14 protein-coding genes are annotated in these 13679 nt (G+C 58.4%); 13 read left to right on the top strand and 1 reads right to left on the bottom strand.

Annotation, left to right across the window (positions count from 1 at the left end):
- Positions 1–112: 112 nt before the first annotated feature.
- The 13 genes from ACR0DK_RS10485 (at position 113) to ACR0DK_RS10425 (ending at position 12664) form a co-directional block, all read left to right on the top strand.
- The gene (locus ACR0DK_RS10485) at positions 113–1603 is read left to right on the top strand and encodes a replicative DNA helicase (protein ID WP_170421945.1); all 1491 of its coding nucleotides are present in this window, start codon (positions 113–115) and stop codon (positions 1601–1603) included.
- 173 nt (positions 1604–1776) lie between these two features.
- Positions 1777–2715, top strand: a complete 939-nt coding sequence (locus ACR0DK_RS10480; protein ID WP_480736058.1) for an isopenicillin N synthase family dioxygenase — start codon at positions 1777–1779, stop codon at positions 2713–2715.
- A gap of 47 nt (positions 2716–2762) precedes the next feature.
- Complete coding sequence (gene alr / locus ACR0DK_RS10475) at positions 2763–3797, top strand: alanine racemase (protein ID WP_480736055.1); 1035 nt, start codon at positions 2763–2765, stop codon at positions 3795–3797.
- On the top strand, positions 3794–4576 hold the full coding sequence (locus ACR0DK_RS10470) for an MlaE family ABC transporter permease (RefSeq protein WP_170396831.1): 783 nt from the start codon (positions 3794–3796) through the stop codon (positions 4574–4576). The genes alr and ACR0DK_RS10470 overlap by 4 nt, the downstream gene beginning before the upstream one ends.
- Positions 4573–5319, top strand: coding sequence for an ABC transporter ATP-binding protein (locus ACR0DK_RS10465; protein ID WP_223117963.1), 747 nt, complete (start codon positions 4573–4575; stop codon positions 5317–5319). The genes ACR0DK_RS10470 and ACR0DK_RS10465 overlap by 4 nt, the downstream gene beginning before the upstream one ends.
- 535 nt (positions 5320–5854) lie before the next feature.
- Entirely contained in the window at positions 5855–6307 is a 453-nt protein-coding gene (locus ACR0DK_RS10460; protein WP_170396825.1) for a paraquat-inducible protein A, read from the top strand.
- Between the two features lie 148 nt (positions 6308–6455).
- Positions 6456–7232 (top strand): DNA repair protein, encoded by a 777-nt coding sequence (locus tag ACR0DK_RS10455; protein WP_480736052.1) that lies wholly within the window; start codon positions 6456–6458, stop codon positions 7230–7232.
- Between the two features lie 121 nt (positions 7233–7353).
- Positions 7354–8718 carry a DNA repair protein RadA gene (gene radA, locus ACR0DK_RS10450; RefSeq protein ID WP_170396821.1) on the top strand — a complete coding sequence of 455 codons (1365 nt, stop codon included), beginning with the start codon at positions 7354–7356 and terminating at the stop codon, positions 8716–8718.
- A 40-nt stretch (positions 8719–8758) separates the two neighbouring features.
- Positions 8759–9331, top strand: coding sequence for a CvpA family protein (locus tag ACR0DK_RS10445; protein WP_170421967.1), 573 nt, complete (start codon positions 8759–8761; stop codon positions 9329–9331).
- 466 nt (positions 9332–9797) lie between these two features.
- The gene (locus ACR0DK_RS10440) at positions 9798–9953 is read left to right on the top strand and encodes a hypothetical protein (protein WP_170396817.1); all 156 of its coding nucleotides are present in this window, start codon (positions 9798–9800) and stop codon (positions 9951–9953) included.
- 16 nt (positions 9954–9969) lie between these two features.
- Positions 9970–11490 carry an amidophosphoribosyltransferase gene (gene purF, locus ACR0DK_RS10435; protein WP_170396815.1) on the top strand — a complete coding sequence of 507 codons (1521 nt, stop codon included), beginning with the start codon at positions 9970–9972 and terminating at the stop codon, positions 11488–11490.
- Between the two features lie 238 nt (positions 11491–11728).
- Positions 11729–11977 (top strand): hypothetical protein, encoded by a 249-nt coding sequence (locus tag ACR0DK_RS10430; protein ID WP_170396813.1) that lies wholly within the window; start codon positions 11729–11731, stop codon positions 11975–11977.
- Positions 11978–12019: 42 nt separating this feature from the next.
- A complete protein-coding gene (locus ACR0DK_RS10425; protein WP_223117960.1) occupies positions 12020–12664 on the top strand; it encodes an SDR family NAD(P)-dependent oxidoreductase in 645 nt (214 codons plus the stop codon).
- A gap of 61 nt (positions 12665–12725) precedes the next feature.
- Here ACR0DK_RS10425 and ACR0DK_RS10420 read toward each other — a convergent pair whose 3' ends face one another.
- Positions 12726–13568 (bottom strand): ATP-binding protein, encoded by an 843-nt coding sequence (locus tag ACR0DK_RS10420; protein WP_170396985.1) that lies wholly within the window; start codon positions 13566–13568, stop codon positions 12726–12728.
- Positions 13569–13679 lie beyond the last annotated feature (111 nt).

Here is a 13679-nt window from a genome sequence, read left to right as displayed (position 1 = left end):
TCAATATGATGGGGCAGAGAGATATGCACAGCATATCCCCAGAAAACATACAATTTGCGCCGACTCACAGGGCCGCGTTATGGCCTCTGTCCAGGGGACAAAGAGAACAGCAATGAACGAGATCAGCAGTATCGAGCAGGCCGCCGCACAGATTCAGAACCCAGAAACAATGCCGCACTCCATCGAGGCCGAGCAGCAGCTTCTGGGTGCTATTCTGACGAATAACGATCTGTATGATCGGGTCGCATCGATTATTGGGGCCGAGCATTTCTATGATCCGGTTCATGCGCGCATCTACGAAGTCGCGTCGACCCGTATCGCTAAAAATGCGCTGGCCTCACCCGTCACGCTGAAGTCTTTCATGGCCGAAGATGAGGGCCTGAAAGAACTGGGCGGTCCGGCCTATCTGGTGAAGCTGGCCGGCGCCTCGATCAGTGCATTTGCGGTGCATGACTACGCCCAGATGATCTATGACCTTGCCATCCGGCGCGAACTGATCCGACTGGGCCGGGACATTTCGGACAAGGCGGCGCGGGTTGATGTCAGCAGTGAGCCCAAAGAACAGATCGTCGAGGCCGAGCAGCAGCTTTATCAGTTATCCGAGCAGGGCCAGACCGAACAGGGTTTTCAATCCTTCCTCAAGGCGGTCACAGAAGCCGTCAACGTCACCAACGAAGCGTACCAGCGCGGTGGTGGCATGGCGGGGATTTCCACCGGTCTGGCCGATCTCGACAAACAATTAGGTGGCCTGCACCCGTCCGACCTGATCATTTTAGCGGGTCGTCCGTCGATGGGTAAGACGTCGCTGGCAACCAACGTCGCGTTCAACGTGGCCAAGGCCTACAAACGCGGCACCAAGCCGGACGGCTCTGAAGGTGCGATCGACGGCGGCGTGGTCGGGTTCTTTTCACTCGAAATGAGCGCCGAGCAACTTGCGGGCCGGGTTCTGGCCGAGGCTTCTGAGATCTCCAGTCACAAAATCCGCCAGGGCGACATGACCGAGTCCGAGTTCCGCCGCTTCGTGGACGCCGCGAAAGAACTGGAAGCCTGCCCGCTGTTCATTGATGACACCCCCGCCCTGCCAATCTCGCAACTCGCTGCCCGTGCACGGCGGCTGAAGCGGACGCACGGGCTGGATTTGCTGGTGATCGACTACCTTCAGCTCTGCCGCGGAATGGCCGACAACCGCGTCAACGAAATCGCCGAGATTTCGATGGGCATGAAAGCCATCGCCAAGGAACTCAACATCCCGGTCATCGCATTGTCACAGCTCAGCCGACAGGTAGAAAGCCGTGACGACAAACGCCCGCAGCTGTCTGACCTGCGGGAATCGGGCTCGATCGAACAGGATGCCGACGTTGTGATGTTCGTGTTCCGCGAGGAATACTACAAGGAACGCGAAAAACCCGGCGATCACGAGTTGGAAAAGATGGAAGAGTGGAAACAGGCCATGGAGCGCCTGCATGGCAAGGCCGAGGTCATCGTCGGCAAGCAGCGCCACGGCCCCATCGGCACGGTAGAGCTGTCGTTCGAAGCTCAGTTCACCCGATTTGGCAATCTGGTCAAACCCTGGCAACAGGATAGCCAAATCGAGGGTTATTGATTCCTTGACCTGCCCGGTCCGATGTGTACGGATCGGGCCATGCAAGCTTGTCTCAATCCCCTACCCCGGCGCGTGATTCTGGCGCGTCATTTCGGGCATCGCCGCAAACGCTTTGCGGGATAGACCGGGGGCATTTTTGTCCCTGCAATCTTCCCCCTATAAGCGAGAGAGACATGACTGAATTCACAGAGATCCCCGTTATTCGTCTGGGTGCACGCCCTGATGAGGAAATCGCGGCCGAGTTTCGTTCGGCCTACGGCACGACTGGTTTCGGCTATATCGAAGATCACGGAATAGACCCGCAGCTGATGCGCGATGTGTTCGAAGCCTCAAAACAGTTTCACGCGCTGCCGCTGGATCAAAAGCTGGCAATCGCAGTCGACCACACGCATCGCGGATACATCGCCATCAACACATCGACAGATGTGAACTCAACACTGGCCGATGTAACAAAACCCAACCAATCCGCCAGCTTCATGATGATGCGCGAGGATGCTGGCGTTGATCCCGATATCTACCTCTCGGGCCCAAACCGATGGCCTGATCTACCGGATTTTCGCGACACCCTGGAAACCTACGTTAAGGCTATGTCGGCCCTTGGACGCAGATTGATGCATATCGCGCTGATCGCTTGCGACGCGCAGGATTTCTCGATCCTTTCCGCCTTTGATGAGCCTACATTCTGGCTGCGTCTGCTTCACTATCCTCCGCAAGCAAAGACCAGCCCCGATGATCTATTCGGCTCGGCCCCGCACACTGATTTCGGATGCCTAACGCTGCTCGCTCAAGATCAGGTGGGCGGCTTGCAGGTCAAAACACCGTCAGGGCATTGGGTTGACGTTCCGTCCCGTCCCGACGCCTTTGTCGTCAATGTCGGGGATATGCTGCACCGGATGTCAAACGGTCGCCTGCTATCGACGCCGCATCGGGTCATCAACCGTTCTGGCCGTGAACGATATAGCGTTCCGTTCTTCTTTGATCCTCATGTCAGCACAATCATCGAACCCCTACCCGGGACCGGCCAACCTCAGTTTAGCCCCTTATTATTTGCGGATTTCCTGCGTTCCGAGCTGGAAGCGGCCTATGAGGCGCATAAACCCGCCAAGAATTAAGGTGCTCCCCCTTGACCTGGGCCAATCCTATGTGATGAACGGCGTTTATGAGTACCGCACATCTGACGATAAATCTGCACGCGCTCGCCCAGAACTGGCAGGCGCTTGACGCAAAGACCCAGGTTGAGACCGGCGCAGTGGTTAAAGCTGACGCTTACGGGTTAGGTGCCGGTCCAGTAGCCTCTGCGCTGGCTGAGGAAGGCGTTGCAAAATTCTTCGTCGCCGTTGCCGAGGAAGGCGTGGCCGTGCGTGAGGCTGTGGGCCCCGGCCCGCTGGTTGCGGTGTTTTCCGGACATATGGAGGGTGACACGGATCTGCTGCGCCAGCATGATCTGACGCCGTTGATCAACTCGCCCGAACAATTCAAGCGTCATCGTCAGGCCCTGCCCGATCATTGCTTTGGTATCCAGCTCGACAGCGGTATGAATCGCCTTGGGCTTGAGCCTGCGGACTGGGCCGAACTGCGGCACGAAGCCCTTGCCCTGAACCCGTTGGTGATAATGTCGCATTTGGCCTGCGGGGATGAGCCTGAACACCCAATGAACCGCCAACAGTTGAACACGTTCAAACAGATGACCGATGGCGTCGACGCGCCGCGCTCGCTTGCGGCGACGGGTGGTACTCTGATGGGGCCGGAATTCCACTTTGACTTTTGCCGCCCAGGGATTGGCCTATACGGCGGGATGCCCTTTGCCGGGGCCAAGCCGGTCGTCACCGTCGATATGCCGGTGATTCAAGTGCGCGACGTCGCCGTGGGCGAGACCGTCGGCTACGGCAACAGCTGGAGCGCGCGCCGCCCGTCGAAGATTGCGACCGTTGCGGCCGGTTATGCCGATGGGCTGCATCGCGCCATTGGGGGCGGCATCGATACATTCGCTGGTGATCAGCCCTGCCCGGTGGTAGGACGTATCTCGATGGACCTGATCACCGTGGATGTGACTGACTTGCCGTATAAACCTGATCGCCTGCGTATCCTGAACGGACACCAAACCGTCGATGATCTGGCCGAAGCCGCTGGCACCATCGGCTATGAAATTCTGACCTCGCTCGGCAGTCGCTTTTCGCGGGGCTACGTGGAATGAATCCCGTTTCATTGCTGGGTGAGCTGGGGCGTTCTATCCTGACCATGCTCGCCGCGTTTGGCCGCGTCGCGCTGTTCGCGCTCGACGCGGTTTCGCACATTTTTCGACCACCGTTTTATCCGCGCGAGTTCGGCATCGCCCTGCTGAATATCGGCTGGTTGTCCCTGCCCGTGGTCGGCCTGACCGCCATCTTCACCGGCGGCGCGTTGGCGCTGCAGATCTACGCAGGCGGCGCGCGTTTCAACGCCGAAGCCGTTGTGCCCCAGATCGTCGCCATAGGCATGGTGCGAGAGCTTGGCCCGGTGCTGGTCGGCCTGATGATCGCCGCCCGCGTGACGTCTTCGATCGCCGCCGAGATTGCGACGATGAAAGTGACCGAGCAGATCGACGCTCTGGTCACATTGTCCACCCATCCGATGAAATACCTCACCGCCCCACGCGTGCTGGCCGCCCTGATCACGGTTCCAGCGCTGGTCGGGGTCGGAGATATCATCGGCATTGCAGGCGGCTACACCGTCGCGACGCAAAATCTGGGCTTCAACCCGGCAGCCTATCTGAAAAACACCGTCGATTTCCTTGAAGCGCGGGATATCGTTTCGTCACTCGTCAAAGGTGCCGCCTTCGGAGTGATCGCCGCCATCATGGGCTGCTATTACGGCATGTCATCGGGCCGCGGCGCGCAGGGCGTGGGCCGCGCCACCAAGGGCTCGGTCGAGGCTGCTGCCGTGCTGATCCTCGCCGCCAATTTCGTTCTTACAGGGGTGTTCTTCTCGCTATGATCCGGATGGAGAACGTACATAAGGCCTTTGACGACAACCACGTCCTGCAAGGCATGAACCTTGAGATCCCCAAGGGCACCTCGATGGTTATCATCGGTGGTTCGGGTACCGGCAAATCCGTGGCGCTGAAATGTATCCTCGGCCTGATCAAGCCTGACAGCGGCATGATCTATGTCGACGGCAAGGACGCCACCAAAGGCGACCGCGACGCGTTTCTGGCCCGTTTCGGGATGCTGTTTCAGGGGGCGGCGCTGTTCGATTCGCTGCCCGTCTGGCAAAACGTCGCCTTCCGCCTACTGCGCGGCTCGCTGAAACGCCCGGCGGATGAAGCCCGCGAAATCGCCATCGAAAAACTGCGCCGCGTCGGCCTGAAATCCAACGTGGCCGACCGGCTCCCGGCCGAGCTGTCGGGCGGGATGCAAAAACGCGTCGGCCTCGCCCGCGCCATCGCCGCCGAGCCCGAGATTATCTTTTTCGATGAGCCTACCACTGGCCTCGACCCCATCATGTCCGGCGTCATCAACGACCTGATCCGAGAAATCGTGACCGAGATGGGCGCCACCGCGATGACCATCACCCACGACATGAGCTCCGTCCGTGCCATCGCCGACAACGTAGCCATGCTGCACGGAGGCGTGATCCAGTGGACTGGCCCGGTCAGCCAGATGGACGCCTCAGGTGATCCCTATGTGGAGCAGTTCATCAGCGGGAGTGCCGAGGGGCCGATTGAGGCGGTGCGTTAAGCTCTCTCCGCCTCACGATCCTGCTTTAACTGATCATACGCGCGCTTAGCGTAGTCATAGAGCAATAGATATTGCCCTGCGCTTATCACAAAGTCGGGGGTTTGAATGCGTATTGCATCAAACACTTGGCGAAGATGTGTTCCGGAAACCGGGATGTAGCTGGGATCTTCACCAGAAAACCTGTTGAATAGACGGCCACCAAACCATACCGCTCTTCTTCGTGCGCGATCCGTTTCGTAAAGTCGGAAATGCAAAACACCAAAGAGCTGCTCTCGGTCAAACGGCAACCTGTCTGCTGCCGCACTCGCAGCTGAAAAGACAGCATTTAAGCCGTCAGTTCCCGCAGCAACGGTTCCTTTACTAAATGCGGATGGGCCGTTTACGATCTTTATTATTGGGTCATGCACTGCAATCTAAAGCTGATTAATTTAGGACTTACTTAAACTTACACTCAACTCAAGCGACCGCAACTCAGAACTTGCCGCAGATACCTCCACTCATTAAGTATTCAACTGCGTTATCAAAATTCTTGTTCATGACCCTCCGCCTCGCCACCCTATCCCTCCTGATCCTCTACCCCATCGCGTGGTTCGCCCCGCTGATGCGCGCCGGTCTCCTCCCGATCTTCGGCCTCAGTGAAATCAGCGTCATCACCGGGCTCCAGTCCTTGTGGAAGTCCGACATCTTCCTCGCGTTGATCGTTACCGTCTTCGCCCTCTTCGCGCCCTACGTCAAAACCATCGGCACCGCGCTGATCCAATGGAACCTGCTGGACCCGCGCGTCCAGCCCGCGCTCAACATCCTCGGCAAGCTGGCGATGGCCGATATCTTCCTCATCGCGCTCTACATCACGCTGGCCAAAGGCATCTCATACGCCACCATCGAAACCGCATGGGGTCTCTACCTGTTCACCGGCTGCATTCTGGCCTCACTTGCACTGGGCCATATTACAGAGATGACATTTGGATCACGAAAACCTCAGACCTAATTGATTGAAAACAGATTTCTGAGTATCATCTTTATATTTCGAGCAGTAAATTTTGTAGTTTTCGGGTCCGTAGCGGATCACTTCGCGTCTGTCTAACCTTCCGCTTCGGCCCGGTTTTTGTACCGGTTGAAGAAGGAGAACGACGATCATGGCCGCCCTCCACACAATAACATTGCAATTTCAGAATACCTTATTAAGGCTCACTTTTTTCCTGATCTGCGCCGCAGCATTGTTCGCGGTGACGACCACCATTTTATCCGCGATTGGCATCCTGCCCTGGCTCTCGTTGCAGGCCGGTCTCAGCAACGGTGCAACAATTGACGCAGGCATCTATATCCAGATCGGATTAACCGCCCTGATCCTGATGCTGGTCTTCTATCTGCCATCGAACGCCCGCATGATGGCGCTTGAAAACACCCATCGTAAGTTCACAATGAATATGCAGGACGTGGCCGGGGCCTATCAGGTCGCCCATGCCGCCGACCGCAGCGGCGCCTTTGCGCTGGCCTCCGAATTCGACGCGGTGAAAGAGCGCATGGCCTTCCTGCGCGATCACCCCGATTTGCAGGGGCTCGAACCGCAGGTGCTGGAACTGGCTGCTCAGATGAGCCAGATCAGCCAGGAACTGGCCGAGACCTATGGGGACACAAAGGTCGAACGCGCCCGTGCCTTCCTGCGGCAACGTCAGGAAGAGGTCGAACAATTCCAGCAGCGCATCGAGGAAGCCCAAATCATCCAGCACGAGCTGCGCCAATGGACCCGAGACATCGAGATCGAGGAATCCATCGCCAAATCGCAACTCGCGCGCCTCAGGGATGAGCTGTTCGATCTGCTTCCGGAACTGTCGGCGCAATTGCAATCCCTCACGGACGATCAAACACCAGGCAGCGTGGTTGCGATGACCCCGCCGCGTGCCGCGGAATAGGCGTGTCTAGCGCCCGCAGCGGACGATGGCCCGAAGGGCCTGAGGACGTGGCGCGCCACCGGCGGTGAGGAAAGCCCGCAAGGGCTTGAAGAACCGCCTTTCCTCGGGCACCAAGGGCGACATGGCAAAGACACACTCCTTCTCCTGCTCGGCCTGCGGAGCCTCTCACACCAGATGGTCGGGCCGCTGCGATGCGTGCGGCGAATGGAACACTATCGTTCAGGAAGCGCCGCTTTCGGCAGGACCAGCCAAGAAGTCACTCGGCGGCAAGCGCGGCCAATCCATCGCGCTCACCGACCTATCGACCGAAGAAACACCGCCGCCCCGCACCCTCTGCGGTGTTGAAGAATTGGACCGTGTCCTCGGCGGCGGCCTTGTCCCTGCATCGGCGCTGCTGGTGGGCGGTGACCCCGGCATTGGCAAATCGACCCTCTTACTGCAAGCTGCAGCACGTTTTGCCCGCAAAGGTGTCAAAACCATCTACGTCTCGGGCGAGGAGGCCAGCGCACAGGTTAGGATGCGCGCGCGCCGGTTAGGTCTGGAAGAGTCGCCGGTGCAATTGGCCGCTGAAACCAACCTTCGGGACATCCTCACGACGCTAGAGGCAGAAAAACCCGGCCTCGCCATCATCGACTCGATCCAGACGATGTGGGCCGATAATGTCGACAGCGCGCCGGGCTCGGTGTCGCAGGTGCGCGCCGCAGCGCATGAGCTGACGACATTTGCAAAACGCCACGGCGTATCGATCATCATGGTTGGCCACGTCACCAAAGAAGGCCAGATCGCTGGCCCCCGTGTAGTCGAACATATGGTCGACACCGTGCTTTACTTCGAAGGCGAACGCGGGCACCAGTTCCGCATCCTGCGCGCCGTTAAGAACCGCTTTGGCCCAGCGGATGAGATTGGCGTCTTCGAAATGACCGGCAAAGGGCTGGCGCAAGTCACCAACCCCTCGGCCCTGTTCCTATCGGAACGCGGTAAGCCCAGCCCTGGTTCCGCCGTGTTCGCAGGTATCGAAGGCACCCGCCCCGTGTTGGTCGAACTGCAGGCACTGGTTGCGCCCTCGCCCCATTCGCAGCCCCGACGCACGGTCGTTGGCTGGGACAGCGGGCGGCTCGCCATGATCCTTGCAGTGCTCGAAGCACGCTGCGGCATCCCCTTTGCCGGGCTCGATGTCTACCTGAACGTCGCCGGAGGGCTGAAAGTCAGCGAACCTGCTGCCGACCTCGCCGTTGCTGCTGCACTGCTCAGCGCTCGTGAAGACACCGCCCTGCCTGCCGATACGGTCGTTTTCGGAGAAATCTCGCTATCCGGGGCACTTAGACCAGCCCCGCAGACCGAAAACAGGTTGAAAGAAGCGCAAAAACTTGGTTTCACAGCGGCAATTGCTCCGGCAGGTGGCAAAACTGGCACTGTGGCAGGTCTGACACTCACCCGACCCTCTGATTTGGTGGGGTTTGTTGGCGAAACCTTCGGAGCAGGGTAAAGTCGCGCCTTGAGGGGCAGAAAACGAACAGGCGAGGGCCATGGAAGGTTTTACAATAATTGACGGGGTTGTGGCCCTGATCATCGTGCTGTCGGGCTTGCTGGCCTATTCGCGCGGTTTCATGCGCGAGGTTTTGGCCATCGCAGGTTGGGTCGCCGCGGCAGTTCTAGCATTCATCTTTGCGCCGCAGGCTGTACCGCTGGTCAAAGAAGTGCCAGTGGTCGGTGAATTCCTGCGCGACAGTTGTGAGCTTTCGGTGATTACCGGCTTTGCCGCCGTCTTCGCCATTGCACTAATCGTAGTCAGCATCTTCACGCCGCTATTCTCTTCACTGGTGCAGCGTTCCGCGCTTGGCGGGCTGGATCAGGCGCTTGGCTTCTTCTTCGGCATCGCCCGCGGCATATTGCTGGTTGCGATTGCGTTCTTCGTCTACGACACCGTGATGACCGGTCAATCCTACACGATGGTCGATGAAAGCCGCTCGGCCAAGGTGTTCGAACAGTTCAGCAGCAAGATCGAGGAACAAAACCCCGAGGCGGCGCTGGGTTGGGTTACCGCCCAGTACGAAGAGCTGGTCGCAAGCTGCACCGCCGACAACGCCTCTGAGGGTTAATCAAATTCCAAAGAAAAGCCCGGTTTCAGCCGGGCTTTTTTGCGTTTGGTTCGGAAAAATCAGATAAACCCTTCGCCACCACAAATATTGCACCGGATGGTCTTCAGGCCAAAGCATCCGTCACATCGGCTTGAGATCGGCTTGCCATACTGGTCTCGGCTCTTGATCACTTCACCGGTTCCCTTGCAGATCTCGCAGGGTGCGCGCCCTGCCCCACGACATCGGTGGCAACGCCGCTTGACAGGTTTGTCCTTCGGTGTGTTTTGCTTGTGTTGCCACATGGCGTCTGCTCCACCAGGTATTGCCGGAATGCATGCAAAAAACCTTCGTAATGATATGACAGCATAGGTCTGTACATTTGTCATCCTAAACCCGCGGCGTGTACAATTCGCACCTGCGTCAAATCGCGAATGTGATCCTTTGATGACACACGCATCGTTTGGCATTATGTGGAGGCCATACCGACATGGAATCGGAGCTGCCGACCTTGCTGTATCTGTTTTCTTATGCGCTAGCCGCTTTCGTGCTTGTGCCTGAGTCCCGTGCAAACGGACCAAAACACACCATTCAGATACCCGTCCGCACCCGATCCGACCTGAACGCCATCCTAAGCAAGTCATAGAAATTGGAGCCCGTGTATGTGTGGGATTTTGGGGATCGCAAGCCGGACACATGATGTCTTTGCGGAAATCTATGACGGCTTGCTGATGCTTCAGCACCGAGGTCAGGACGCTTCGGGGATCGTCACCTACAACGGCGAGTTCTTCCGTGAGAAGAAAGCAAATGGTCTCGTCAAAGACGTGTTCAATGCCAGTGACGCCGAAACCCTGTTGGGAAAGGTCGGCATGGGCCATGTTCGCTATCCAACCGCTGGCTCGCTCAGCGCGGCCGAGGCGCAACCATTTTTCGTGAACGCGCCTTATGGCATCTATCTGGTTCACAACGGCAACATCACCAATACTGAAGAACAGCGTGAAAAGGTAACTGCCAAATACAGCCGTCACCTGCGCACAACTTCGGATTCAGAGGTCCTTCTGAACGTACTGGCCGACAAGGTCGCGGATGCGATCAAGGTCAATGGTAATGCTGATCCGATCCGCAACCTGTTTGCCGGTGTCAAAATGACGATGGAGCGGGTTCAGGGGGCGTATTCGGTGATCTGCCTCGTCGCGGGCGTCGGGATGCTGGCCTTCCGCGATCCTTACGGCATCCGACCTTTGTCTGTTGCCAAGCGTGCCGCAACTGGTGACGGCGATGATTATGCCTTTGCGTCCGAAGATGTGGCATTCGGCATCAACGGTTTTGACAAGCTGCGCGACCTAGGTCCCGGCGAGGCGATCCTTATCGACCTCGACGGCAATATGCACGAGTTCCAGGCCGTTGAAGGTAAACTGACGCCCTGCATCTTCGAGTATGTCTATCTGGCCCGACCAGATTCGCTGCTGGATGGGGTGTCGGTTTACAAAACCCAGATGCGCATGGGGCAGACGCTGGCCAAGCAAATTCAGGACTCGGGACTTGAGATCGACCGGATCATCCCTGTGCCAGATAGCGCCCGCCCTGTCGCGCTTGAGGCCGCAAAGATCACAGGCATTCCCTATCGCGAGGGGCTTGTGAAGAACCGTTATGTTGGCCGCACCTTCATCATGCCGGGCCAGGAAGAACGGCAGAAATCCGTGCGTCGCAAACTGAACGCGGTGCCTTTGGAGTTTGACGGTCATAACGTACTGCTGATCGATGATTCGATCGTGCGCGGCAATACAATCAAAAAGATCGTCCAGATGTGCCGTGAGGCCGGCGCCAAAAAGGTCTACATCGCCAGCGCCTCGCCCCCGGTGAAATACCCCAATGTCTATGGCATCGATATGCCCACCCGACACGAGCTTGTCGCGAATGGCAAAGAGATCGAGGAGATTCGCGAAGAACTGGGTGCGGATGCGCTGTTCTACCAACATCTCGACGATCTGATCTGGGCTGCCAAGGAAGGCAACCCCGAGATCGAAGCCTTTGACTGTTCCTGCTTTGACGGCAACTACGTCACCGGCGTCGATGAGGAATATCTGGGCAGCCTAGAAAACAGCAGTCGGGTCAGCAAGAAGCGTGAAGATATGCAGGTGGTCGGCAGTTCGTGGAACGCGGCGAAACTTGCCTCGGGGTGATCGGGCGAATCGCTTTGTCCTGAGGCGTCGGCCAAGAGACTTGCGCTAGCCGCCATAGGTCAGAATCCGCCGACAACCTATTGCTGAACAGGCTGCATTTGCAAAGGGTTCGGTATGCGGCATTCGAACCGGTCCGAACCGAGTGCTGCCGGCCTTTTGGTCCGGCAAATCCCGTGTTACCCGAATGCCGAAAACCACTCACAAAACGGGGTCCGGGCGCGCAGCTCGGCCACAGATCATGGCAAACGCAACGGTGAAAAGCGCCGCCACACAGGCGGGGGCGCTCAAGAAGAACGCGGTCTCGGTATTGGGTATTTTTGGACCCAAGGCGGACCTGCAAGCCCTGGTCCGCATGTCGTCGGGGCGCATTAAGAAAGTGAAACCCGGCAGTCGTGTCGGCCCGGGTAAGGTGGTCGCCATTGATGAAAATGGCGTTGTGCTGCGACAAAGCGGCCAGAACCGCCGGATCGACATCCCCGGCAGCTGATCCTGACTTGACGCCCTGCGCGTGCAGGTTCAAACCCCCCTCATGACCGATCAGACCAAAATCGCCCTTATCACCGGGGCTTCTCGCGGGTTGGGCGCGGCGCTGGCCGAAGCGCTGGCCCCCGACTATCACATCGTCGCTGTCGCTCGCACTCAGGGCGGGCTGGAAGAGCTGGATGACCGCATCCAGGCGAAGGGTGGCTCGGCCACTCTGGCCCCCATGGACATCACCGATCCCAATGCGATGGCGACCCTGTGCCGGGGCATTCACGATCGCTGGGGCAAGATCGATTTGTGGTTGCATACTGCAATCCATACCTCAGCCCTGACGCCAGTGCATTTCGTTGATTCGAAGGAATGGAACAAGGCAGTCAGCATCAATGCAAACGCCACCTCGGTTCTGATCCCGTATGTCTCGCCTTTGTTGGGCGAAACTGGCCATGCCGTGTTCTTCGATGACCCGAAGGCAGGCGAGAAGTTCTATGGCATCTACGGCGCCACCAAAGCGGCACAGATGGCGCTGGCTCGCAGTTGGGCGACCGAGACCGCACGGACGGGACCGCGCGTAACGATTGTTGAGCCTGCACCGATGCCGACCGCCGTACGTGCGCGTTTCCATCCCGGTGAGGATCGGGATGTATTAACCAGCACTGCGGATGAGGCGGCGCGGATTATAGCAATGTTGTGAGAATGGCCCTGATGGGCCATGCCTCCGGCGGAGGTATTTCTGGCCAGATGAAGCGGGCGGACTAACCGATATGGACGCCGTTTCGCCCGGCGAGGTCGACGAAGAATTGCCAGGCGACCCGGCCCGAGCGTGCCCCCCGTGTGGCTTGCCACTCGATGGCTTCGGCGCGCAGAGTTTCGGGATCAACCTTGACGCCATGAGCGGCGCAGTAGCGATCGATCATCGCTAGATATTCGTCCTGATCGCAGGGGTGGAACCCCAGCCACAGGCCGAAACGGTCAGAGAGTGAGACCTTCTCCTCGACCGCCTCGGACGGATTAATGGCGCTGGAGCGTTCGTTTTCGATCATGTCGCGCGGCATCAGGTGGCGGCGGTTTGATGTGGCGTAGAACACAACGTTTTCCGGGCGACCTTCGATACCGCCGTCCAGCACGGCCTTGAGCGATTTGTAATGCTGATCATCGTGGCTGAACGACAAATCATCGCAAAACAGGATGAACCTGTGCGGCGCGGCACGCAGGTGGTTCAGCAAGCGCGCGACCGAGCCCATATCCTCGCGCTGCAATTCGACCAGTTTCAGGTCAGGATGCTCATCCTGCAACGTACCGTGCACCGCTTTGACGAGGCTGGATTTCCCCATTCCGCGCGCGCCCCACAAGAGCGCGTTATTAGCCTTGTAACCCGCAGCAAAGCGGCGCGTGTTATCCAGCAACGTATCGCGGGAGCGGTTGATCCCCACCAATAGATCAAGGTCGACCCGATTGACCTGTGTGACGGGTTCCAGCCGGTCAGGCTCGACATGCCAGACGAAAGCCGGGGCCGCATTGAAATCAGGTGTCGCCAGCGGCGCGGGCGCCATGCGTTCCAACGCGTCCGCAATGCGATTCAGGGCTTGGTCGTCCATCGGCTCCTCCGGGATGTTCTGGCGGAGTTCAACCATGTTCCGATCAACACAACAAGAGTAGCAATTGAAAAAGGCGCGCCTACCTTGGGCGCGCCTTTAAAGCTATTGGAA

This window comes from Ruegeria sp. CE6 (assembly GCF_056537485.1).
The sequence above is the reverse complement of the archived record's forward strand: the minus strand, read 5'-3'. Positions and strand labels throughout refer to the sequence as shown.